The sequence below is a fragment of the Lysobacter sp. 1R34A genome, assembly GCF_051217035.1.
In the GTDB taxonomy this organism is placed as follows: Bacteria; Pseudomonadota; Gammaproteobacteria; order Xanthomonadales; family Xanthomonadaceae; genus Lysobacter.
In genome coordinates this window covers 1-23,478 of sequence record NZ_JBPKJP010000051.1, presented here as the reverse complement: position 1 = coordinate 23,478, position 23,478 = coordinate 1, and the positions used below count along the sequence as shown (strand labels likewise).

The 23,478-nt window shown below is 69.1% G+C and carries 15 protein-coding genes; 6 read left to right on the top strand and 9 right to left on the bottom strand.

The window, feature by feature from the left end; all coding sequences use genetic code 11:
- Window positions 1-37: 37 nt before the first annotated feature.
- The 3 genes from ACSAMQ_RS12660 to xseA all read right to left on the bottom strand — a co-directional run bounded on the left by ACSAMQ_RS12660 (window position 38) and on the right by xseA (window position 3,830).
- Entirely contained in the window at window positions 38-1,684 is a 1,647-nt protein-coding gene (locus ACSAMQ_RS12660) for an acetolactate synthase large subunit (protein ID WP_435395984.1), read from the bottom strand.
- 269 nt (window positions 1,685-1,953) lie between these two features.
- Entirely contained in the window at window positions 1,954-2,184 is a 231-nt protein-coding gene (locus tag ACSAMQ_RS12655) for a hypothetical protein (protein WP_435395983.1), read from the bottom strand.
- Between the two features lie 284 nt (window positions 2,185-2,468).
- A complete protein-coding gene (gene xseA, locus ACSAMQ_RS12650; protein ID WP_435395982.1) occupies window positions 2,469-3,830 on the bottom strand; it encodes an exodeoxyribonuclease VII large subunit in 1,362 nt (453 codons plus the stop codon).
- A 206-nt stretch (window positions 3,831-4,036) separates the two neighbouring features.
- Here xseA and ispG point away from each other — a divergent pair, with 206 nt between their 5' ends.
- From ispG to ACSAMQ_RS12625, 5 genes are all read left to right on the top strand, one after another.
- Window positions 4,037-5,308 carry a flavodoxin-dependent (E)-4-hydroxy-3-methylbut-2-enyl-diphosphate synthase gene (gene ispG / locus ACSAMQ_RS12645; RefSeq protein ID WP_435395981.1) on the top strand — a complete coding sequence of 424 codons (1,272 nt, stop codon included), beginning with the start codon at window positions 4,037-4,039 and terminating at the stop codon, window positions 5,306-5,308.
- A complete protein-coding gene (locus ACSAMQ_RS12640; protein ID WP_435395980.1) occupies window positions 5,283-6,026 on the top strand; it encodes a phosphatase PAP2 family protein in 744 nt (247 codons plus the stop codon). Before ispG ends, ACSAMQ_RS12640 begins: the two co-directional genes overlap by 26 nt.
- 756 nt (window positions 6,027-6,782) lie before the next feature.
- Window positions 6,783-10,073 carry a S8 family serine peptidase gene (locus ACSAMQ_RS12635; RefSeq protein WP_435395979.1) on the top strand — a complete coding sequence of 1,097 codons (3,291 nt, stop codon included), beginning with the start codon at window positions 6,783-6,785 and terminating at the stop codon, window positions 10,071-10,073.
- Window positions 10,074-10,215: 142 nt separating this feature from the next.
- Window positions 10,216-11,529: a YadA-like family protein gene (locus ACSAMQ_RS12630; protein WP_435395978.1), complete on the top strand. Its 1,314-nt coding sequence runs from the start codon at window positions 10,216-10,218 to the stop codon at window positions 11,527-11,529.
- 512 nt (window positions 11,530-12,041) lie between these two features.
- Window positions 12,042-15,359: a S8 family serine peptidase gene (locus tag ACSAMQ_RS12625; RefSeq protein ID WP_435395977.1), complete on the top strand. Its 3,318-nt coding sequence runs from the start codon at window positions 12,042-12,044 to the stop codon at window positions 15,357-15,359.
- Window positions 15,360-15,983: 624 nt separating this feature from the next.
- Here the strand turns inward: ACSAMQ_RS12625 and ACSAMQ_RS12620 are convergent.
- Entirely contained in the window at window positions 15,984-16,352 is a 369-nt protein-coding gene (locus tag ACSAMQ_RS12620; protein WP_435395976.1) for a hypothetical protein, read from the bottom strand.
- 297 nt (window positions 16,353-16,649) lie between these two features.
- Here ACSAMQ_RS12620 and ACSAMQ_RS12615 point away from each other — a divergent pair, with 297 nt between their 5' ends.
- Entirely contained in the window at window positions 16,650-17,774 is a 1,125-nt protein-coding gene (locus ACSAMQ_RS12615; protein ID WP_435395975.1) for a GGDEF domain-containing protein, read from the top strand.
- A gap of 45 nt (window positions 17,775-17,819) precedes the next feature.
- Here the strand turns inward: ACSAMQ_RS12615 and ACSAMQ_RS12610 are convergent, their stop codons facing one another.
- From ACSAMQ_RS12610 to ACSAMQ_RS12590, 5 genes are all read right to left on the bottom strand, one after another.
- Window positions 17,820-18,434, bottom strand: a complete 615-nt coding sequence (locus tag ACSAMQ_RS12610; protein ID WP_435395974.1) for a hypothetical protein — start codon at window positions 18,432-18,434, stop codon at window positions 17,820-17,822.
- Between the two features lie 30 nt (window positions 18,435-18,464).
- Entirely contained in the window at window positions 18,465-19,868 is a 1,404-nt protein-coding gene (locus ACSAMQ_RS12605) for a pectin acetylesterase-family hydrolase (RefSeq protein WP_435395973.1), read from the bottom strand.
- Between the two features lie 425 nt (window positions 19,869-20,293).
- Window positions 20,294-21,181 (bottom strand): DMT family transporter, encoded by an 888-nt coding sequence (locus ACSAMQ_RS12600; RefSeq protein ID WP_435395988.1) that lies wholly within the window; start codon window positions 21,179-21,181, stop codon window positions 20,294-20,296.
- Window positions 21,182-21,201: 20 nt separating this feature from the next.
- The gene (gene murB / locus ACSAMQ_RS12595; protein ID WP_435395972.1) at window positions 21,202-22,242 is read right to left on the bottom strand and encodes a UDP-N-acetylmuramate dehydrogenase; all 1,041 of its coding nucleotides are present in this window, start codon (window positions 22,240-22,242) and stop codon (window positions 21,202-21,204) included.
- A 72-nt stretch (window positions 22,243-22,314) separates the two neighbouring features.
- Complete coding sequence (locus ACSAMQ_RS12590; protein ID WP_435395971.1) at window positions 22,315-23,373, bottom strand: quinone-dependent dihydroorotate dehydrogenase; 1,059 nt, start codon at window positions 23,371-23,373, stop codon at window positions 22,315-22,317.
- Between the last annotated feature and the right edge of the window lie 105 nt (window positions 23,374-23,478).

The window sequence follows — 23,478 nt, the reverse complement described above, 5'->3', positions numbered from 1 at the left end:
GGCGTGCTCCTGGTTCGTGTTGGATGGCTGCGCCGGGTCACTGCACGGCGGCGGCAAGGCGCGGAATGTCTTCGTTTAGGATACGGTCGTCGTCGCGGTAATCGATCGGCACTTCGATCAGGTCGATGCCCGGCGTGTCGAGGGCCTGCCGCAGCAGCGGACCGAACGCATCGCTGGATTCGGGGCGGTGGCCGCGCGCGCCGTAACTGCGGGCGTAGGCGACGAAGTCGGGATTGCCGAGGTCCATGCCGTAGCTCGGATAGCGTTCGTGGGCCTGTTTCCACTTGATCATGCCGTAAGCGTCGTCGCGCAGCACCAGCACGGTGATGTCCAGCCCCAGCCGCACCGCGGTTTCGAGTTCCTGCGAATTCATCATGAAACCGCCGTCGCCGCAGACCGCGACGACCTTGCGGTCCGGGCAGACGATGCGTGCGGCGATCGCCGACGGCAGGCCCGCGCCCATCGTCGCCAGGGCGTTGTCGAGCAATAAAGTGTTGGGCTCGGCGCAGCGGTAATTGCGCGCGAACCACAGCTTGTACAGGCCGTTGTCGAGGCAGACCACGTCGCGCGGCGACAAGGCCGCGCGCAGTTCCGCGACCAGGCGCTGCGGCGCCAGCGGGAAGCGGTCGTCGTCGCTGCGTTCGAGCAGTTGCGCCGACAGGGCGCTGCGCACACGGTCGAAGAACGAGAAGTCCCAATGCGCCTGCGGCCGCAGCGCTTCCGACAGGCGCCAGACCGAGTGGGCGATGTCGCCGACCACTTCGATCTGCGGGAAGTACACCGCATCGACCTCGGCGCTGGCGTAGTTGACGTGGATCACCGTGCGCCGGCCTTCGCGCATGAAGAACGGCGGCTTCTCGATGACGTCGTGGCCGATGTTGACGATGCAGTCGGCGGCGTCGATGGCGCGATGGACGAAGTCGTGGTCCGACAGCGCGGCGTTGCCGAGCCACAGAGGGCCGTTCTCGTCGAGCACGCCCTTGCCCATCTGGGTGGTGAAGTAGGGGATGCCGAGCTGTGCGACGAAAGCGTGCAGGGTCTTGGCGGTGGTCTTGCGGTTGGCGCCGGCGCCGATCATCAGGATCGGATGGCGAGCCTGGGCGATGGCCTCGGCGGCGCGTTCGATGGCCTTGTCCTCGGCCACCGGGCGGCGCGAGAACGAAGCCGGTATCAGCCGGGCCTGGGTCGGATCGCCGGCGATGTCCTGCGGCAGCTCCAGGTGCACCGCGCCCGGGCGTTCCTCCTCGGCGCGCCGGAACGCCTCGCGCACCCGCGCCGGGATGCTGTCGGCGGCGACGATCTGGCGGGTGTACTTGGTCAGCGGGCGCATCGTGTCGACCACGTCGACGATCTGGAAATGCCCCTGCTTGCTGGTCTTGATCGGCTTCTGGCCGGTGATCATCAGCATCGGCATGGCACCGAGCTGGGCGTAGGCGGCGGCCGTGACCAGGTTGGTCGCGCCCGGCCCCAGGGTGGACAGGCAAACCCCGGCCTTGCCGGTGAGCCGGCCGTAGGTCGCGGCCATGAAGCCGGCGGCCTGCTCGTGGCGGGTCAGGACCAGCTGAATGGTCGAGGTGCGCAACGATTCGAGCAGGTCGAGATTTTCCTCGCCGGGGATGCCGAACACGTATTCGACGCCTTCGGCCTCGAGCGCGGCGACGAACAGATCGGACGCCTTGGTCATGCGGAGCTCCGTATCGGGCGGCGGGGCCCGAGCCCTGCGATGGTGGCGCAAATGGCGTTAGCGGCGGGCGACGACGGGGGCGCGCGGGCGGAACAGTGCATCGCGTGGCGGATCGGGGAGCAAGTGGCACCGGTGCAGCGGCCTGATTCGACCGACCCTGCAGGAGCTGCGTGAGCCGCGACCGCGCCAGTTCGTAGCCGGCGTCGGCCACAACGCGTTTACTAGATGCCGATGCTGCCGCTTCCGTCGTCCTTGTGCGCAGCTTCGCCCTAGCGAAGGCAATCGAATACCCGGAGGGCGGCCCGCAGGGATGCGGGCCGTTTTTCATCGGGGCAGGGAGGTCCCGTATGAAAAATGCCTGCGCAAGCACCGTTCGTGCGGGCCTGTAATTCAAAACAAAGCACTTTTCTTTGGTAGCTTTCTTTTGTTGCTTCAGACAATAGAAAGTAACCCGCCGCCACTTTAGTGGCGGAAGCTTTGGATTTGATCTTGATCTGCATCTTTCTGATCGAGACTTCGCAAGACCGCAACAGCGCGGTCGCGGCTTGCGCCGCTCCTACCCTGGCGAAGGCACGCCGCTTCTACGAATGCCGACGGCCTCATGGCTTCTGCGCGTTCCGTGGTCGCGACTCACGCCGCTCCTACAGGGGCAGGTTCGCGCACAAACCGATGCGGTGGCTCCACAGGGTAGGAGCGGCGCAAGCCGCGACCGCCATCCGTCAGAACGCCAAGATCCGCACGCAGGCCGAGAATCGTTGCGCAGGCGCAGGCGCAGGCGCCGTCGCTACCCGCGCTCGCCGTCGCCGCCCGCCGGTGCTTCCACGACCAAGCGCAATTGCCCGTCGCTGACCCGCGCGTTGAGGCGGTCGCCTGGGGCGGCGTCGAGCACGCTGCGTACGACGCGGCCGTCTTCGTGTTGGACGATGGCGTAGCCGCGAGCTACGGTGGCCAGCGGGCTGCAGGCTTCCAGCGAGCGGGCCAGGCCGCGCAGGCGCAGGGCATCGCTGCGCAAGCGCCGGACGATCGCGGCCTGCGGGCGATGGGCGAGGGCGTTCAGGCGCTCGCGCAATCCGGCGATGCGCCGCTGGGGCTGATGCGCGCGCAGCACCGCGTCGGCATGGCGCAGGCGCGCGCGCTCGCGTTCGAGCTGGCGGCGCCAGGCCTGTCGCAGGCGGCGCAGCGCATCCTGCTGGCGACCGCGCAGGACCGCCAATCGCGCTTGCGGGCGCAGTGCGTTCAGCCGCAGGCCGGCGCGATCGGCACGCTGCATCGCCTGGCGCAGGCGCTGCAGCTGAAGATTGCGCAAACGCGCTTCCAGCACGCGCAGGCGATGCAGCAGGTCCTCGCGTTGCGGCACCAGCAGCTCGGCGGCGACCGAAGGCGTCGGTGCGCGCACGTCGGCGGCGAAGTCGGCGAGGCTGAAATCGGTCTCGTGGCCGATCGCCGAGACGATCGGCACATCGGAGGCGGCGATCGTGCGTGCCAAGCGTTCGTCGTTGAAGGCCCACAGGTCCTCCAGCGAGCCGCCGCCGCGGGCCAGCACGATCACGTCGTAGCGTTGCGAGGCCAGGGCCCGTTGCAGCATGGAGACGATCTGCGCCGCCGCAGCGTCGCCCTGCACCGGCACCGGCAACACCTCGGCCTCGACCAGCGGGAAGCGCCGCGCCAGCACGCTGAGCACGTCGCGCACCGCGGCGCCGCTCGGCGAGGTGATCACCGCGATGCGGGTGGGGAAACGCGGCAGCTCGCGCTTGCGTTCGCTGTCGAACAGGCCTTCGGCGCCGAGCCGCGCCTTGAGCTCCTCGAAAGCGCGCCGCAGCGCGCCTTCGCCGGCCTCTTCCATGTGATCGAGCACCAGCTGGTAGTCGCCGCGCGCCTCGTACAGGGTCAGCCGGCCGCGCGCCAACACCCGCAGGCCTTCGCGCGGGACGAATTTCAGCCAGCTGCTCTTGGGCTTGAACATCGCGCAGCGGACCTGGGCGCGCGCGTCCTTCAGGGTCATGTACAGATGCCCGGACGAGGGTCGCGACAAATTGCCGAGTTCGCCTTCGACCCAAATCAGCGGAAAGGTGTCCTCGAGCAGATTGCGCGCCAGCGTATTGAGCTGGCTCGGGGTGAGGACGTGATCGGGGTCGCTGGGGGGCATGAGGCGGGCAGGAGGCACGGCTGACAGGAGGGGCGAGGGCGCGGCGCTGCAGGAGCGCCAACCGTCGCAGGCGCCGATAGTATCGCGATGGGCGGCCCCGGTCTCGGCGCCGCAGCGCGGCTCGGAGCTGCACGCCGGGCCGTTCATCGTTCCGCGCTTCACCTGCGCGACACGTAAGCCCGGCCCTCGGCGCTACAATGGCGGGCATGAATTCAGACCTCGTCCTGCCCTGCGCTCATTCCGGTTTTGGCCCCCTCCCGCGCCGCCTGACCCGTACGGTCAAGGTCGGCGGCGTCGAAGTCGGCGGCGGCGCCCCGGTGGTGGTGCAGTCGATGACCAACACCGACACCGCCGATGTCGCCTCGACCACCAAGCAGGTCGCCGAGCTGTGGCGCGCGGGCTCGGAAATGGTGCGGGTGACCGTCAACACCGCCGAGGCGGCGGCGGCGGTGCCGCGCATCGTCGACAAGCTGGCGATGATGGGGATCGAGGTGCCGATCATCGGCGACTTCCACTACAACGGCCATCAGCTGATGACCGCCGAGCCGGCCTGCGCCGAGGCCCTGGCCAAGTACCGCATCAATCCCGGCAACGTCGGTTTCGGCAAGAAGAAAGACAGCCAGTTCGCCACCCTGATCGAACTGGCGATCAAGCACGGCAAGCCGGTGCGCATCGGCGCCAACTGGGGTTCGCTCGACCAAGCCCTGGCGGCCAAGCTGATGGACGAAAACCACGAGCGCGCCGAACCCTGGGACGCGGGCCGCGTGCTGCGCGAGGCCCTGATCCGTTCGGCGCTGGACTCGGCCGCGCGCGCGGTCGAACTCGGCCTGCCGTCCGAACGCATCGTCCTCAGCGCCAAGGTCAGCGGCGTGCAGGAATTGATCGCGGTGTATCGCGAACTCGCCAACCGCAGCAACCACGCCCTGCACCTGGGCCTGACCGAAGCCGGCATCGGCAGCAAGGGCATCGTCGCTTCCAGCGCCGCGCTCGGCGTGCTGTTGCAGGAAGGCATCGGCGACACCATCCGCATTTCGCTGACCCCGGAGCCGGGCCAGGCCCGCAGCAACGAAGTCATCGTCGCCCAGGAACTGCTGCAGACCATGGGCCTGCGCGCGTTCACCCCGATGGTGACCGCCTGCCCGGGGTGCGGCCGGACGACCAGTACCTTCTTCCAGGAACTCGCGCAGAAGGTGCAGGAACACGTGCGCGCCAAGATGCCGGAATGGAAGATCACCCACCCGGGCGCGGAAAACCTGACCCTCGCGGTAATGGGCTGCATCGTCAACGGCCCGGGCGAATCGCGCCACGCCAACATCGGCATTTCCCTGCCGGGCACGGGCGAGGCGCCGTCGGCGCCGGTGTTCGAGGACGGCCAGAAGACCGTGACCCTGCGCGGCGAGAACATCGCCACGGAGTTCGTCGCCCTGATCGACCATTACGTCGAGCGCAACTATGGCGCCCGTTCCCCAGGCGCCTGACGATCCGGCCGTCGTCCCCTGCCGGGGCGACGGCACCCTGCAGCAGGAAGCGCGCTTCGGCGTCGCCTTGCTGCGCCGCCATGGCTGGCTGCTGCTGTTGGTCTTCGTCGGCCTGCTGACGCCCCTGTGGGGTTTCGCCGAGCTGGCCGACGAGATCCACGAGCAAGAAGCGATCGTCTTCGACGTGCCGGTTCTCGAATACGCCCATGGCTTGGCGCGCGAAGGCTACGACAAGTTTTTCGTATTGATTTCGCGGATCGGCTATCTGCACGGGGTGGTGCCGTTCGACATCGCCCTGGTCGTCGCGCTGATCGCGCGCCGGCGCTTCCGCGAAGGCAGCTTCGCCGCGCTCGCTCTCGGCGGCTCGGCCCTGCTCAACATCGCCGCCAAGCAGTTCTTCGCCCGCGAGCGGCCGTCGCTGTGGGAGTCGATCGCGCCGGAGCACAATTACAGTTTTCCCAGCGGCCACGCGATGGGCTCGATGACCCTCGCGGCGACCCTGATCCTGCTGAGCTGGAACACCCGATGGCGCTGGCCGGTGCTGGCGCTCATGGCCGCCTTCGTGCCCCTGGTCGGTTTCTCGCGCCTCTACCTCGGCGTGCATTTCCCCTCCGACATCCTCGCCGGCTGGGCGGTCGCCACCGCCTGGGTGGTCGCGGTGTACTTGATCGTCTATCGCGGCGGGCAGTTGCGGCCGTGGACGCTCAAGCGCGCCTGATACGAGCCCCGCGCCACGTTCCGGCGCCGGCCTGAGCGTCCCGCTCCGGCTCGATTCCCGACAATCGCCCGGCGATTTCGCTCTCGACAGTCCGACCGGCATCGCACGGATCGTCGTCGATGGCTTCACGACCGGCAAGCTGGAGAACGCGACGAACCTGGATTGGTCGGGACGTCAACGGCAACCCCGAGCGCTCGACACCGCCGGCCTGGTTGCGGACAGTGAGGTGGGATACGTCTGCGTAGCTAGCAACGATGCCTCGATGCCCAAAGCGGCCTTGCGCGTCGCCTCGACCGCTAAGCCTGGCCGCGACGCTTTCGGTGCGGCGTTCGGTCCAGGCACTCGACGATCCGCTCGGCCGGACCCGCGAAGGTCGACCCGGCAGCGCCGGCGCCGCTCGCACCAGCGCCGCCGCCCGATCGCGGCGGTGTACCGGATGGGCCGCGCAGGCCGTTGCGCCCGGCGCGGACTCCTACCCGGTCGGAAGTCGGAAAGCAAGGGCTTCGGCGGCCAGTGCGTGGCCGGTTTCGCCAACACTGGCAAAATTGTCCCGCAAACAAATAAAGTGTGACACGGGTGGGGGGATGCCAATCCGCCTGCGTTGTGACTTCAGGGGGAAGGAGCAACGCAGCACCTGGGCCGTGTCCATGCCGGCGCCGCGACAGATCCACCTTCCCCCTACACGAGTGCGCAATGCCGGCCGCGTTGGCCAGGCATTGCGCTTAGCGCATGCGTCAGCAAAGAGGGGCTAGGGGAATGCGGAAAGTGATGAAGAGAACTTCCATTGCAGCGGCGATCGCCGCGGTCGCCGCCGTCGCGGGGGCTAGCGCGCTGATGTCCGGCCGCGATGCCGGCCCGAGCGGGCCGATCGGCGGCGCACCAGCGCCATCGTTGCCCAGCGAGGCCGCGCTGGAAGGCTATCAGCGCTACATCGTGGTTTACCGCGAAGCGCCGTTGGGCAGCTACAAGGGCGAACTGCGCGGTCTGCCGGCGCCCAAGCGCCTGCCGAGCACGGTCGCCGGCAATGGACGCATCGACGTTCAAAGCGCGGCGGCGCGCAGCTACGTGCAGCATCTGGGGGATGTCCAGGCCCAGCACGAGCAGCGCATCCGCGGTTTGCTCGGCCGCAGCCCGCGCATCGATTTCCGCATGCGCCACGCCCTCAACGGCATGGTCGCCCAGCTCACCCCGCGCGAGGCCGATCGCCTCGCCCAACTGGACGAAGTGCGCTTCGTCGAGCCGTACAAGGAATACGAGCAGGCCACCGACGTCGGCCCTGCGCTGATCGGCGCGCCGGCGCTGTGGAACGCCGCTCCGACCGGGTTCCGTGGCGAAGGCATGGTGGTCGGCATCATCGACTCGGGCATCAACTTCGGCAGCCCGGCCTTCGCCGCGATCGACGACAGCGGCTACCAGCACGTCAACCCGCTCGGTGCCGGCACCTATCTGGGCAGTTGCGCGCCCGGCGGCGTCGACGAAGGGCGCTGCAACGACAAGCTGATCGGCGGCTACGACTTCGTCTGCAACGCGCCGGGCAACCAGTGCGGCGTGGCCGACATCCGCGAAGAGCCCGGCTTCGGCGACACCAACAGCCACGGCAGCCACGTCGCCTCCACCGCGGCCGGCAACGCCTGGACCGCGAGTTACCGCGGCCACAACATCCGTATTTCCGGTGTCGCGCCGCGCGCCAACATCATCGCTTACGACGCCTGCTACACCCAGATCTCCACCGGCCGCGGCTTGTGCCCGAACACCGCCACGGTGCGTTCGATCGACCAGGCCATCGCCGACGGCGTGGTCGACGTCATCAACTACTCCATCGGCGGCGGTTCCAATCCGTGGAGCGAAGCGACCTCGCTGTCGTTCCTCAACGCCACCGATGCCGGCATCTACGTCGCCGCCGCTGCGGGCAACGACGGTCCGGGGTCGTACAGTTCCGGCCATCTGGAGCCGTGGGTCGCCACCACCGCCGCATCGCAGCACGGCCGCGGCACCTTCGCATGGGTGCTGTCGGTGTCCGGTCCGGGCAGCGTGCCCGACGACCTGCAGGCGATCGAACTGACCGAGGGCAGCGGCGGCACGCCGTTCGCCGTTGCCATTCCGGCCAACACGCCGGTGCGGGTCAGCGCCGGCATCGACACCGCCAACGACGGCTGCGCCGCGTTCCCGGCCAATACCTTCCAGAACTCGATCGCGGTGGTACGTCGCGGCACCTGCAACTTCACCGACAAGGTCGCCAACGCCGCGGCTGCGGGTGCGGTGGCGGTGATCATCGCCAACAACCAGGCGACGGGGCTGACTCCGACGGTGACCGGAGCGACCGTTCCGGCCTTCGTCGCCAGCCAGGCCGACAGCAATCTGCTGCGCGATTTCGCCAACGCCAACGCCAACACCAGCGTCGGCGCCATTCCGTACCCGTCGGTGATCGTCAACAACACGCCCGACCAGCTCGCCGATTTCAGCTCGCGCGGCCCGGCCGGCAGCCTGGACGTGATCAAGCCCGAAATCACCGCGCCGGGCGTCGACATCCTGGCCGTCACCGCCGGCACGTCGATCAGCGGCAGCGAGAACTCGGTCGGCCTGATCAGCGGCACCTCGATGGCTTCGCCGCATCATGCCGGCGCCGCCGCCCTGGTGCGTCAGGCGCGTCCGAGCTGGACCGTGGCCGAGGTCAAGTCGGCGCTGATGATGACCGCCAAGCAGGAAGTGCTGAAGGAGGACGGCGTCACTCAGGCCGATGCGCACGCGATGGGCGCCGGCCGCCTGCAGCTGGACCAGGCGATCCGTGCCGGCCTGGTGCTCAACGAAACCACCGCCAACTACCGTGCGGCCAATCCGGCCGCCGGCGGCGAGGTCTCGGCGTTGAACCTGGCCAGCATGGCCAAGTACAGCTGCGCCACCTCGTGCTCATTCACCCGTACCTTCCGCAACGCGCTGCCGACCCGCCAGACCTGGACCGGCAAGGTGCAGGGCTTGAGCGCGCTGGTCTCGCCGTCGCTGTTCACGCTCAACCCGGGCGAGACCAAGACGGTCAAGATCACCGTCAGCACCAGCTCGCTGGCGCCCAACGGCAACTTCAACTTCGGCAAGCTGGTGCTCACGCCGTCCGGCGGCGACACCAGCCAGCCGCTGTTGCGCCTGCCGATCGCGGTCGCGGTGCAGCCGCCGCGCCTGGACGCCACGCCGTCGACCGCGCTGACCCTGGCTCAGGGCAGCAGCGGCAACGTGACCTTCCGCCTCGGCAACATCGGCGGTTCCAACCTGGATTGGCAGATCGACAACACCGGCAACGGCGGACGCACGCTGGTGGCGCAGTTGCCGAACAACGCCAACGGCCGCCGCTCGACCCGTTTCACCGACGCGGCCACGGTCGGCGCGCGCGCCCAATTGTCGGCGGACGACTTCACCCTCAGCGACGCGACCGGGATCACCCGCATCGTCGCCGACGGTTTCGTCAACGGCGGCAGCCTGGCGACGTCGACCAACATCAACTGGTCGATCTTCCGCGACGTCGGCGGCAACCCCGAAGGCAATCCGGAGTCGACGCCGCAGTTGGCGGTGTGGAGCCACACCTCCGCGGTGAACGGCGCCGGCGTGTCGACCTCGGGCTTCGCCAGCATCAGCCTCAACCTCGCCGCCGCCGGCCAGAACCTCAATCTGCCGGCCGGCCGCTACTGGCTGGTGGTGTCGGTGCGCGCGCCGTTGGCGACCAGCTGGTTCTGGTTCAACGCCACCAGCGGCGACAGCATCTACCGCGGCGCGATCATCAACCCCGACGGCAGCGGTGCCTGGTCGGCGATCGCCGGCGCGCCTGGCCTGGCCTACCAGCTGCAGGGCGCCAACGCCTGCGGCGCCACCTGGATCGGCGCGCCGTCGCGCGCGTTCGGCCGCCTCGCGGTCGGCGCCAGCGTCGACACCCTGGTGCAGATCAGCGCCGCCGGCCTGACGCCTGGCAACTACTCCGGCTATGTCTGCGTGGCCAGCAACGATCCGCTGCGTCCCAAGGCGGCGCTGCGGGTGGCCCTGACGGTCACGCCCTCGCCGTAACGCTCCGGGTGCCGGGCCCCCTACGGGTCCGGCACTTCGAAACCCGGCGCGGCCGCCTGCGCGGTCCGCGTCGATGGCTCTTTCCGCCGTCGCGCCGATGCACGGATCCGCGGCGGCGCACGACATCCTACTGGGGGACAGTTTGAACATTTCGCACAAGACTCTTCTCGCCGCCGCTCTGTCGCTGGCCTGCACAACCGTCTGGGCCGGCGAGCCCTGCGTGCTCGACGACGGCTTCGGCGGCACCACCACCGGGGGCGCCACCGCCAACGGCGGCAGCGCCATCGCTTGCGGTCAGGGCGCCAGCGCCGACGGCGACTTCGCCGTGGCTACCGGTGCGGGCGCCACCGCCAGTGCGATCGGCGCGGTCGCGATCGGCGCGGGCACCACCGCCGCGGGCGACCAGAGCACCGCAGTGGGCACCGGCGCGACCGCTTCGGCCGCCAACAGCAGCGCGATCGGCGACAGCGCCACCGCGGCCGGCGAGTTTTCCACCGCGAGCGGTTCGGCCAGCACGGCCGGCGGACGTTTCTCCACCGCCAGCGGCGCCGGCAGTTCGGCCAGCGTCGACAACGCCACCGCGTTGGGCGCCAACAGCTCGGCGTCGGCCGTCGGCTCGGTCGCGCTCGGCAGCGACTCCATCGCCGACCGCGCCAACACCGTCTCCTTCGGCGCGGCCGGCAGCGAGCGCCAGTTGGTCAACGTCGCCGCCGCCACCCAGGACACCGATGCGGTCAACCTGTCGCAGCTCAACACCCTCAGCGGCGCGTTCGGCGGCGGCGCCAGCTTCGCCGGCGGCGTGTTCACCCCGCCGACCTACGTGATTCAAGGCGGCAACTACAACGACGTCGGCGCGGCGTTCTCCGCGGTCGACGGCCGGCTGACCGATCTTTACACGCGGGTCGGCGCCGGCGTGGCTTCGTCGGTAACCTACGACGATGCCTCGAAGGCCCAGGTCACCCTGCAGGGCGGCGGCGGTACGCGCGTTTCCAACGTCGCCGCCGGCACCGCGCCGACCGATGCGGCCAACGTCGCCCAGGTGCAGGCCGGCGATGCGCAGACGCTCGCGAGTGCGAACGCACGCGCCGACGCCGGCGATGCGCAGACCCTGCGCAGCGCCAACACCTACACGGACGCGCGCATGAACCAGATGCTGGCGGCTCCGACCGCGGCGATCAACGAGCTGCGCGACGACATGAACTGGCGTTTCAACAAGCAGGACGAACGCATCGACAAGATCGGCGCGATGACCTCGGCGATGGTGCAGATGTCGGCCAGCGCGGCCGGCCTGCGCACCCAGAACCGCATCGCCGTCGGCGCGGGTTTCCAGGGTGGCGAGCAGGCCCTGTCGATCGGCTACCAGCGCGCGATCAGCGATCGCGCGACGGTCACCGTCGGCGGCGCGTTCAGCGACTCGGAAAGCTCGGCGGGCGTGGGCGTCGGCTTCGGCTGGTAAGCCGGTCGGGCGGCGACGGCTGCGGCGAAGCCGCACGCGTCGCCGCGACGCTGGCTGCGACGCGCGACAAGCGCCGTGATCTGCGGCGATGCAACAAAACGACGGCGTCCCGCGGGGCGCCGTCTTCGTTTGCGGTGTCATCGCGGCAGGCGACAGGGCCGCTCGGTCCCAGCGCGCGCACGGCCTCGCATCCGGATCAAGACGACGCTCGCCGGGCCCCCGGGTTTCAGCGCTGCAACATGCCGAAACGGCATCTGTGGACGCATCGAAACTGTGGTACTCATCACGCCGCGACGTTCGGAGCTCCCGCAGTCTGCCGGCTTGGGAGGGGAGGCTGCGCCTCGTTGCGTTTGCGGTAGTTCCAGCGCTTGGAAGGGCGCTGGGGGCTGCGGGCACGGGGCAGGGGCCGCCGTTCGTCGTCGACGATCTTTACCTTCCTGAATTCGAGCCGCGACATGCCTGAGGGGGCAGACGTGGGGCGGTTTCTTCGCGAACGGACGAGGAGATCTCTCATGCCAACTGCACTGAACCGATTGACGGTCGCCATCAGCCTGGTCGGGCTGGCGGCGCTCGCGGGAGCCGCGATCCGCGGCCTCTCGAACGACCGCCCGGCCGATGCGGGCGCGATCGGCGGCGCGCCATCGCCGAACCGGGTCCATAGCGGCCTGGAAACCCAGACCAGCCGTTACATCGTGCTGTACAAGGAAGCGCCGCTCAGCACCTACCACGGCGAAGTCGCGGGCCTGCCCGCGCCGCAACGCCTGGCCGGCGCGCAGAACGCGAACAGCGCCGCGGCCAAGAGCGCGGGCGGCGCCAATCGCATCGACGTGCACAGCGCGCAAGCACGCAGCTACGTGCGCCATCTCGACACCGTACAGCGCGATCACGAGCGCGGCATCAGTTCCCTGATCGGCCGTCCGCTCGCGATCGAGCGCCGCATGCACCACGCCGTCAACGGCGTGGTGACCCGCATGACCCAGAACGAAGCCGCGCGCATCGCCAAGCTGCCCGGCGTCGAACTGGTCGAGGAATACCGCGAGTATCCGCTGGCGACCGACGTCGGTCCGCAGCTGATCGGCGCGCCTGCCTTGTGGAACGCCAGCCCGACCCCGTTCCGCGGCGAAGGCGTGGTGGTCGGTGTGCTCGACACCGGCATCAACTTCGGCAGCCCGGCGTTCGCCGCGATCGACGACACCGGCTATCAGCACATCAATCCCAACGGCAGCGGCAACTACCTCGGCACCTGCGCCCCCGGCGGCGTCGACGAGGGCCGCTGCAACGACAAGCTGATCGGCGGGTACGACTTCGTCTGCGGACCGCCCGGCAACACCTGCGGCGTTCCGGGCCTGCGCGAAGAGCCCGGCTTCGGCGACACCAACAGCCACGGCAGCCATACCGCGTCGACCGCGGCCGGCAATGCCTGGACCGCTAATTTCAAGGGCCGCGACATCCGCATTTCCGGCGTCGCCCCGCACGCCAACATCATCGCCTACGACATCTGCTACACGATCATCGCGACCAACCAGGGCCAATGCCCGAACACCTCGGCGGTGGCCGCGGTCGACCAGGCGATCGCCGACGGCGTCGACGTGATCAATTACTCGATCGGCGGCGGCGCCTCGCCCTGGGGCGAAGCGGTGTCGCTGGCCTTCCTCAACGCGGCCGATGCCGGCATCTACATCGCCACCTCGGCCGGCAACAGCGGCCCCGGCCCGAACACGCTCGGCCACCAGGAACCGTGGACCTCGACGACTGCGGCGGCCCAACACGGCCGCGGCACCTTCGCCTATCTGCTGCAGGCGACCGGCCCCGGAGCCGTGCCTCCGGCATTGCAGGCGGTGCAGTTGACCGAAGGCGTGTCCGGGGCGGCGTTCGCTGCTTCGTTGCCGCCGACCACGCCGGTGCGCGTCAGCGCCGGCATCGACACCGCCGCCGACGGTTGCGCCGCGTTCCCGGCGGCCGCGTTCCAGAATGCGATCGCGGTGGTGCGTCGCGGCACCTGCAATTTCACGGTCAAGGTCAACAACGCCGCGGCCGCGGGTGCGGTCGCGGTAGTGATCGCCAACAACCAGCCGGGCGTCACCGCGCCCAGCGTGCCGGGTACGACGATCCCGACCTTCCTCGCCGCGCAGACCGACAGCGACGCCTTGCGCGACTTCGCCGCCGGCAACGGCAATACCACGACCGGTGGGATCAACTTCCCGCCCTCGCCGATTCCGAACACGCCCGACGTGCTGGCGGGTTTCAGCTCGCGCGGGCCGACCGACGGGCTGGATCTGATCAAGCCCGACGTCACCGCGCCCGGCGTCAACGTGCTGGCGGTGATTTCCGGCACCACCCTGACCGGCAGCGAGAACATCGTCGGCCTGCTCAGCGGCACTTCGATGGCCTCGCCGCATCAGGCCGGCGCCGCCGCGCTGTTGCGCCAGGCCAAGCCGGACTGGACCTCGCACGAGATCAAGTCGGCCTTGATGATGACTTCGAAGGAAGAGGTCTTCAAAGAGGACGAAGTCACGCCCGCCGACGCGTTCGCGAAGGGCGCCGGCCGCATCCAGGTCGATCGCGCGCTGCGTTCGGGACTGGTGCTCAACGAGACGACGGCGAACTTCCTGGCGGCCGACCCGGCCACCGGCGGCGATGTCTCCAAGCTCAACCTGGCCAGCCTCGCCAAGCGCGAGTGCTACGGTTCGTGCACCTTCAAGCGCACCTTCCGCCACGCCCAGGGCAAGCCGGAGCTGTGGCTGGCCCAGGTCAAGGGGCTCGACGGCATCGCCTTCCCGCCGGTGTTCCTGTCGGCGCCGGGCCAGAGCACGACGGTGCACGTGATCGTGTTGAGCGCGGGCTTCGCCAAGGACGGGAGCTGGCACTTCGGCCAGCTCGACCTCAAGCCGCTGTTGACCCGCGCATCGCCCGAGCTGCATCTGCCGATCGCGGTCGCAGTGCAGCCGCCGGCGATCGCGCTGAGCCCGGAGCAGGTGTCGTTGAGCCTGAAGGCCGGCAGCCGCGGCTTCGCCGACTTCAGCATCGGCAACACCAGCGGCTCGCCGCTGCAGTTCCAGGTGGACAACACCGGTTCGGCTTCGCGCACCGTGGTCAACGCCAGCAGCGAGGGCGTCGCGAGCGGCTTCCGCAGCACGATCTACACCGATCCGGCCTCGGCCGGCGGCCTGCCGGCGCAGTTCTCCAGCGACGACTTCACCCTGACCGACACCACCCGCCTGTCCAAGCTGTTCTCGGAAGGCTTCGTGTCCAGCGGTGCGTCCCTAGCGAGCACCGCGACCAGCATCAGCTGGAGCGTGTACGCCGACAACGGCGGCAACCCGAGCAGCAATCCGCTCGCCGGCAATGCGGTGTGGAGCTACACCGCGGCGCCGAACGGCGCGGGCGTGACCCTGGACGGCGCCAACATCGCGCTGGACCTGGCCGCCGCCGGGCAGGACGTCGAACTCGCCCCGGGCCGCTACTGGCTGGTGGTCAATGCGCGCAGCAGCTTCGCCAACCGCTGGGTCTGGTACGCCTCCAACAGCGGCGACAGCCAGTTCCGCACGATCGCGCCGAACGCGACCGGTGTCGGCACCTGGCTGGCCGGCGCCGGCTTCGCCGGACTGGCCTACGACATCCAGGGCCTGAGCGCTTGCGGCGCACCGTGGATCGGCGCGCCGACCCGCGCCTTCGGCACCGTGCCGGGGCACGGCGCGATCGCCAATCGCGTGCGCATCAACACCGCCGGCCTCGCGCCGGGCGGACACGTCGGCTACGTCTGCGTGGCCAGCGACGATCCGGTGCGGCCGAAGGTCGCCTTGCGGGTGGCCTTGACCGTCACGCCGTAACGACCCCAGGCTGAAGCGTCATCCAGACCGGGCCCGTTCGCGGGCCCGGTTTTTTGTGTCTCGGATTCGCGTGTAAGCCCCGTGTGGGTCGTACATCGGTCGATAGCAATCGACCGGTGAGTCGGTTTTCTTGCTCTCGGCAACTATGGAGTCCCGACCGCCGAGCGGCGACGGATGTGTCATCTGCACACTCATGTTCAAAAAATTCATCCGCTATGTCCTGCTGTACTCGACCGCTTGCAAAGCACATTTCATACGAAGAAAGATGACGACGGGAAGCAGGTAAGTCGCCCGCATCGAAGGTTTCAGCTGCAACGGCTGACTGCACGGATGAGCCATGAGAACTGCGCGCGGAACCACGCAACGTAGCCGTAGGCTGCGGAGCGTCATCGCCTGGATGGCGTTCTTCCGTCTGGCCTTGGCGCTGGGTTCGGTGCGAGGCGAAGAATCCCGAACATGCGTTGCCGAGACACGTCGGTAGGGTTGCCGGCCACTCGCTCGGAGCAGGGAATCGCAGCGGGCTGTGTAGCGACTCCTCGACGATCGGGCGAGAACCCGCCGATCCATGCGGCCATGCCGCTGCGGTTCGCGCCCGGTATTGCGTTCAATGCGGTGAGCCGAAACTCACCACTCCCGCCATTCCTCGGTGATGTCGTCCTGACCCGAGCCTACGCCGGCGGCTGCGGCGGCTCCGATGATGAGTTCGCACAGGCTTTCGCGCTGGTCGGTCTCGATCAGGCTGTAGCCGCAGCGGGTGTTGAGGGCGTTGAGTGCGAGCACCGCGTCCTTGACCGCGCCGCTGGCGCGGGCGTTATCGCCGGCGGCGCTGGCGACGATGTCGAGGAAACGATCGATGATGCGTTCGCAGTCGTCGATGTCCCGGGCGGTGTAACCCGCGTCGCTGCCGTCTTCCTTGAGCTCTTCCATGTAGCTGCGCATGCCGTCGAGAATCTCGCTCTTGAGTTCGACGTAATCGTTCGTTTCCACTTGCACGTGGCCCTCTCTGTGGCGATGGGTGCGGCCGTTCCAGTCGGTCGCTCGCGGGCCGCCGGCGCGCCCGCAAGGCGTCTCGATTGTAGCGGGCCGACATTGCAGCCAATGCGACAGACAGGAACGCACGCCATCGCGCAACGGCCGTGACGGCGGTCGGCGAAACGGGGTCCGGCGCGTTGCCGCACTTGCGCATGGAACGGTTCCGGGGCAAGGCGGCCGGCCCGGAGTCGCACCCGGACCGGATTCCGTGGCGGCAGGGCCTTGCTAGACTCCGCAGGTCGGAGACCATGACAGGGGATGGGGTTCGACAGTCCGACGCCAGGAATCCGAGTCGTGCAGAAACCCGAGATACCCGCCAACGAAGCCGCCCGCCTGGCGGCGTTGCGCAGCTACGACATCCTCGACACCGCACCGGAAAAGGACTTCGACGATCTGGTCGCGATCGCGGCCGCGATCTGCGATGTGCCCACCGCCCTGGTCAGTCTGATAGACGCCGACCGGCAGTGGTTCAAATCGCGGATCGGCCTGGCCGCGAGCGAGACGCCGCGCGAGCTGGCGTTCTGCGCCCACGCCATCCTCGAGCCGAACCGGACCATGGTGGTGCCGGATACCCACAACGATGCGCGTTTCGCCGACAGCCCCCTGGTGCTCGACGACCCCAACATCCGGTTCTACGCCGGGGCGCCGCTGGTGACGCCGGGCGGCGAGGCGCTGGGCACCCTGTGCGTGATCGACCGCGAGCCGCGCGAGTTGCGCCAGCACCAGTACCTCGCCCTGCAGGCTTTGTCGACCCAGACCTCGCGCCTGCTGGAATTGCGCCGGGTCAGCCGCGCCCTGGCGCGGCAGTTGCAGGAGAGCGACTGGTACGAGCAGCGGCTGCTGCAGTACCAGGCCGAACTCGAAGCCGACAACGCCGACCTCACCGCGTTGACCCGCACCGACCTGCTGACCGGGCTGCCGAACCGGCGCGCATTCGCACTGGCGCTAGAACAGGCACTGGCGCGTCAGCAGGCATTGACGCGGCAACAGGCGCCGGCGAGCTTGCACGTCGCCGTGCTCGACATCGACCACTTCAAGACCATCAACGACATCCACGGCCACCCCGAGGGCGACCGTGTCCTGCTCGCGGTGGCCGACGCCCTACGCCTGTATGCGACCGCGCCGGGCGGGGTGGCGCGTTACGGCGGCGAGGAGTTCCTGATGATGTTCGAGTGCGGCCAGGCGCAAGCGCAGCTGCAGTGCGAATACGTGCGCGAGGCGGTCGCGAACCTGCCGGTGGGTTTGCCGTTGACGATCAGCATCGGCCTGGCCACGCACCGCCCCGGCGAGGACGCGGCGGCGACGTTCGCGCGCGCCGATCAGGCCTTGTACGCGGCCAAGCGCGGCGGCCGCAATCGGGTGGAAGTGGCCGAAGGCGACTAAGCAGTCGCTGCGGGTCGGCCGTGTCGAACGCAGTCGTCGAAGGCCTTAGCGGTAGGCCCGTTCGCGTTCGGCCTGCAGGCGCTGGCGCAGGTATTCGTCCCGGTCGAGGCCGCCGGGAATCGCTTGCATCGCCATGACTTCGGCGACCACGTCGCGTTCGCGTTGTTTGTAGTCCTGGAAGCGCGGGTCCCGTTGTTGTTGCGCTTGCCACCGGGCATTGCGGCGGGCGGCGTCGCCGCGGTAGCGCTGGGCGAGCGCTTCGACCAGCGCCGCCTGTTCGGCCGGGTCGGCGACCGTGGCCTGGATCAGCCCGACCCGCAGCAGCAGGGTCTCGCCGGCGGAGAGTTCACCGGCGTTCTCGTAGACGTCGATCTTTTGCTCGAGCACCTGCGCGCGCTGGCTGCGTGCAGCCGGGCCCAGGCTGCGCGCCTCGCGGAAGAAGCGTTGCGCGTCGCGCTGGAACTGCTGGCGCTGGCGGTAGTTGCGCGCCTGCGGCGTCGCCAGCAGCGCCTGCAACTGCGGCGTCGCGGCGTTGTGTGGGCTGCCGGCGGCCCCGGCCGTATCGGCTTTCGCCTTCGACGGCGGCAGCCAGCCGCCGGTGACCGCCGCGGCCACGGCCACGGCGGTCAGTGCGAGCAGCCACAGGAGGATCGTGCGCATTGCGCCTGGGTCCTTCCGGTTCTCGGGCGGTCAGGCCAGCAACTGGTCGACCAGCCAGTACAGCAGGTTGAACGGCTTGGCCTTGTCGCGGCTGTCGTCCTGCTCGGAGGCGTCGCGCACCTTGCCGTTGCCGTCGAGCACGCTGTCGATGAAGTGCTTCAACTCCAGGCTCTGCTCCTGCACGTCGCCGTTCTTGAAATCGACGATGGTCGTGCAATGGCTTTCGTTCAAGGCGCGATACTGCGGGAAATAGCCGCCGAAGTTGTCCAGGCCGTTGAGCCGCTCGGACAGCCGTTGGGTATCGCCGGCCCACTTGGCGTGGATCAGCGCTTCCTTGGCGGCCTGGTTCGGTGCCGACTGGATGTCGGGGTGGAAACGTTCGTAGGAGTACGAGGAGTAGTTCAAATCCTTCCAGAAGTGGGTCGCGCCGAGTCGGTCGCTGGCGTGTTTGTTGGCGAGCGCGGGGTAGATCGAACCGAGTTCGTCGAGATCGAACTGCGGCAGGCCGCTGGCGAGATAGGCCAGCGGCCCGTTCGGCGCGTCCAGGCCCCAGGCGCCGCGGATATGCGCCATCAGCGGCTGCGACGGATACTGCGCCGGATCGCCGTTGCGCGGGGTCGGGAAGATCGGACCGGAGTCGTCGATCAGGAAGGCGCGGCTCGGCGACAGATCGCGGCGCAGCGGGTCGTAGTTGATCAGGCTGCCGGCGCCGCCGGCGCTGCAGCCGGTGCTGAGCATTTGCGCGGGCCGCGGCAGATTGTCCTTGAGCCAGGCGGTCAGCGCGCGCGAATTGCGCAGGCCGTTGTGGTGCCAGACCAGCGGCGGGGCCTGGCCGCTGGGGTCGTCGTAGACCGCGACCTTGTCGCCGCCGTACAGGTCGCCGGTGCAGTAGGGCACGTAGACCATGTTCCAGCCCTGGGTCTTGACCCCGTCGAAGGGACTGACCCGGGTCACGAACGGACTGACCAGGCTGGCGCCGGGATTGAGCAGCTTCATGTAGTCGTCGGGCACGCCGTTGGGGTTGCGCGCGCCGCGCACGCCGCCCTGGCCCGAGCAACTCGCATAGTCCCAGCAGGCGCCGCCGCCTTCCATGTAGATGATGGTGTTGGTGGTGTCGGGCACGCGGTTGACGAAAATCTTGTACGGCGAACCGTTGCCGCAGACCGCGCCGGTCTCGGCCGGCAACTGCACCGTCTGCCACTGGTAATAGGCGCCGGGGTCGAAGCCGTCGGCGCGAGCGGCATCGCGACTGAGCAGCGGATACTGGCCGCTGCGCTGCACCGGCTGGACTTTGTTGTCGGCCTTGGGCGGCGAGAACAGGTTGCGCAGGGTTTCGAAGAAACCGTAATCGCCTTGCTCGGCATGCGAGGGCAGGCTGGACAAGGCGACGGCGCCGCCCAGAAGGGCGACGGCCACGTGACGGCTCAGTGCCATGATCTCTCTCCTTGGATCGTCATGAAGGGAGGAGCGGGTCGCGTTACCGGCGCGCGCTAGGGCGTGCGCGTGGCCGGTTCCCCTCCGTACTGCCGCGTCTGGATATCGTCCGCCGCACGGCCGCGTCAATCGCGCCGGCGTGCGCCGGACCCGATCCGTGCAGATTGACCGCGAATGCGGCCGCGCCTGTCCGCTAATGCCCGGACCCCGGTCACGGAATGGCCGGACGCGGTGGTCGCCGTCGTGCGCTGCAACACGTGTCGGGTCTGTCCGCAGGTGGAGCGCACGGGCCGGGCGCACAGGGCGGGTGCACGCATTCGGTAACGGCCGGCAGCTTCAAGTTTTTTCGGGAACGGCAGCGGCACCGCCAGGTGCCAGGTGCCGTCCGGCCGGCGCCCATGCACAGGCCGCGAATGCGCGGCGACCTATTCCCCCGGCACCGCTCCCGCCGTCGCGGCGGCCGAGGCCGCGCGCCGCGCCAGCACCGCTTCGCGATGGGCGATGTAGGCGTTGGACGCCAGGATGATCGCCGCGCCGGTCACCGTGTAGGCATCCAGGCTTTCGCCGAACCACAGCCAGCCGGCCAGCGCGACCAGCGGCAGCTGCATGAAGCTGATCGGCGTCAGCGCCGACACTTCGCCGAGCTTGAGCGCATGCGTCCACAGCACTTGCCCGCCGGTGCCGAACACGCCGGCGGCGACGATCCACCACCATACCGTGCCCTGCGGCCATTGCCACACGAACAAGGCCGGGATCAACGACATCGGCACCCAGAACGCATAGGTGTACAGGACGATGGTATTGGCCGAGTCGATGCGCGAAAGCTGCTTGATCTGGATCGAGATCACCCCGCCGAGCACCGCCGCGAGCAGGGCGGCGAGGCTGTCGATGGAGAAATCCGCCGAGCCCGGGCGCACGATCACCAGCACGCCGACGAAGCCGGCCAGCACCGCGAGCCAGCGCCGCGCGCGCACTTGTTCGTGCAGGAACAGCACCGCGGCGATGGTGACGAAGATCGGGGTCGAATAGGTCAGCGAAATCGCCTGCGCCAGCGGCAGGTGGCCGATCGCCCAGAAGCCGGCGAGCATCGAGCAGATACCGATCAGGCAGCGCACGAAATACTTCGGCAGCTGCCGGGTGCGCAGGTCCGCGCGCTGCGCGCCGAGCAACAGCGGCAGCACCGCGAGCAGGCCGAACAGGTTGCGGAAGAAGGCGATCTCGAAGGTATGCAGCGAGTGCGAGGCGAAGCGGATCGCGATGGTCATCACGCCGAACGAGATCGTGCTGGCCAGCATCAGGCTGGCCGCCCGCATCGGATGCGCCGGCGCGGCGTTCACCACGCGGCGCCGATCAGGCGCGGTTCCGGTTCGATCGCGACGCCGTAGCGGGACTGCACCGAGGCGGCGATGCGGCGGGCCAGCTCGAGCAGTTGCGCGCCGCTGGCGCGGCCGTGGTTCACCAGCACCAGGGCATGCGCGGCCGACACGCCGGCGTCGCCGTCGCGGTGGCCCTTCCAGCCGCAGCCGTCGATCAGCCAGGCCGCCGACAGCTTGCGCGTGCCGGCATCGGGGCCGCGGAACGAAGGCATGGAGGGATGCTCCGCCAGCAGGGCGTCGGCCTGCGCGAGCGGCACGATGGGGTTCTTGAAGAAGCTGCCGGCATTGCCGAGCACGGCCGGGTCGGGCAGCTTGCGCCGGCGGATCGCGATCACCGCATCGGCGACCGCCTGCGGCGTCGGCGCGTCGACGCCCATCGCCGCCAGTTCCTCGCCGATGCCGGCGTAGTCGAGCTTGAGCGCGGGCCTGCGCGACAGCGAAAACTCGACCGCGCCGATCAGGTAACGGTCCGGCGCCTGCTTGAACAGGCTGTCGCGATAGGCGAACCCGCATTGTGCATTGTCGAAGCGCAGCCAGCGCCGGGTGGCCGGCTCGAAAGCCTCGACCGCGTGCACGAACTCGCGCACCTCGACCCCATAAGCGCCGATGTTCTGGATCGGCGAGGCGCCGACCGTGCCCGGGATCAGGGCGAGGTTCTCGGGGCCGGCGAACCCTTGCGCCAGCATCTGCATGACGAAGCCGTGCCAGGGCACGCCGGCGTCGGCACGCACGATCGCGCGTTCGCCGTCGTCCTCGACGATGCGCACCCGTCGGCCGCTGAGTTCGAGCACGGCGCCGTCGGGATCGCCGGCGAACAGCAGGTTGCTGCCGCCGCCGAGCACCAGGGCCAGGCCGTCGCGCAATTCTTCGCGGTCGAGCGCCTCGGGCAGGGCCGCGGCGTCGTCGACGCTGACCAGCCACGGCGCGCGCGCGGCGACGCCGAAACTGTTGCGGTCTTGCAGCGAGGCGTCGCGCAGCACGCGCACGCTCGGGTTCATGCGTTCATGCCTGCGGACCGTGCCTGCGGGTGGGGAATCGGTAGATGAGGGCGAGGGTGGATGGCGGCGGGCTCAGATCGTCGGCGGGACGTTGCCGCGGCTGGGCGCTTCCTTGCGGCGCCGGATCGCCTCGACGCACTCGTGGACCAGGGCCGGCCCGCGATAGACCAGCCCCGAATAGCATTGCACCAGGCTCGCGCCGGCGGCCATCTTGGTCACCGCGTCGGCGCCGGACAGAATCCCGCCGACGCCGATCATCGAAATGTTCTCGGGCAGACGCGTGCGCATCTTGCGCAGCACCGTGGTCGACTGGCTCATCAACGGGCGGCCGGACAATCCGCCGGCCTCCTTCGCATACGGGCTGTCTTCGACGCCGTCGCGGCCGACGGTGGTGTTGGTCGCGATCACGCCGTCGACCTGCAGCTCGCCGAGCACGCGGCCGGCGGCCTCGATGTCGTCGTCGGACAGGTCGGGCGCGATCTTGACCAGCATCGGCACGCGCCGGCCTTCGCGCGCGGCGAACTTCTCCTGCGCCTCGCGCAGGCTGCCGACCAGGCGGCGCAGCGACTGCTCTTCCTGCAGTTCGCGCAGGCCGGCGGTGTTCGGCGAGGAGATGTTGACGGTGATGTAGTCGGCCAGCGAGTACACGCGTTCGAGGCAGTAGAGGTAATCGCTCTCCGCGTTCTCGTTCGGCGTGTCCTTGTTCTTGCCGATGTTGATGCCGAGCAGGCCGCGCTTGCGCCGCGCCTTGGCGACGTTGCGTACCAGGACGTCGACGCCGTCGTTGTTGAAGCCCAGGCGGTTGATCACCGCCTGCTGTTCCGGCAGGCGGAACATCCGCGGACGCGGGTTGCCGGCTTGCGGCTTGGGCGTGACGGTGCCGATCTCGATGAAACCGAAGCCCAGCGCGAGCAGGGCGTCGACGTGGGCGCCGTTCTTGTCCAGGCCGGCGGCCAGGCCGACCGGATTGGGGAAACTCAGGCCGAAGACCTTGGTCGGCAGCGGCTTGGGCGGCCGTGCCATGAGTGGATTGAGGCCGCTGCGATAAGCGGTTTCCAGCGCCGTCAGGCCTAGGCCGTGCGCTCGTTCGGCATCCAGTCCGAAGAGAAAGGGTCGGGCAAGGCTGTACACGAGGTCGTCGGGGGCGCTCGGGAACGGGGACGCCGATTATCGCCCAAGCGGGCGGCCCGGGGCGAGCGCGGCGTGGCGCGGTCGGCGGCGGCCGGTGGAACCGGG

Bases quoted from the DNA above. Each gene is read 5' to 3' on its own strand.
- ACSAMQ_RS12660 (WP_435395984.1), bottom strand. From the start codon at position 1,684: ATGACCAAGGCGTCCGATCTGTTCGTCGCCGCGCTCGAGGCCGAAGGC.
- ACSAMQ_RS12655 (WP_435395983.1), bottom strand. From the start codon at position 2,184: ATGCAGATCAAGATCAAATCCAAAGCTTCCGCCACTAAAGTGGCGGCG.
- xseA (WP_435395982.1), bottom strand. From the start codon at position 3,830: ATGCCCCCCAGCGACCCCGATCACGTCCTCACCCCGAGCCAGCTCAAT.
- ispG (WP_435395981.1), top strand. From the start codon at position 4,037: ATGAATTCAGACCTCGTCCTGCCCTGCGCTCATTCCGGTTTTGGCCCC.
- ACSAMQ_RS12640 (WP_435395980.1), top strand. From the start codon at position 5,283: ATGGCGCCCGTTCCCCAGGCGCCTGACGATCCGGCCGTCGTCCCCTGC.
- ACSAMQ_RS12635 (WP_435395979.1), top strand. From the start codon at position 6,783: ATGCGGAAAGTGATGAAGAGAACTTCCATTGCAGCGGCGATCGCCGCG.
- ACSAMQ_RS12625 (WP_435395977.1), top strand. From the start codon at position 12,042: ATGCCAACTGCACTGAACCGATTGACGGTCGCCATCAGCCTGGTCGGG.
- ACSAMQ_RS12615 (WP_435395975.1), top strand. From the start codon at position 16,650: ATGGGGTTCGACAGTCCGACGCCAGGAATCCGAGTCGTGCAGAAACCC.
- ACSAMQ_RS12610 (WP_435395974.1), bottom strand. From the start codon at position 18,434: ATGCGCACGATCCTCCTGTGGCTGCTCGCACTGACCGCCGTGGCCGTG.
- ACSAMQ_RS12605 (WP_435395973.1), bottom strand. From the start codon at position 19,868: ATGGCACTGAGCCGTCACGTGGCCGTCGCCCTTCTGGGCGGCGCCGTC.
- ACSAMQ_RS12600 (WP_435395988.1), bottom strand. From the start codon at position 21,181: ATGCGGGCGGCCAGCCTGATGCTGGCCAGCACGATCTCGTTCGGCGTG.
- murB (WP_435395972.1), bottom strand. From the start codon at position 22,242: ATGAACCCGAGCGTGCGCGTGCTGCGCGACGCCTCGCTGCAAGACCGC.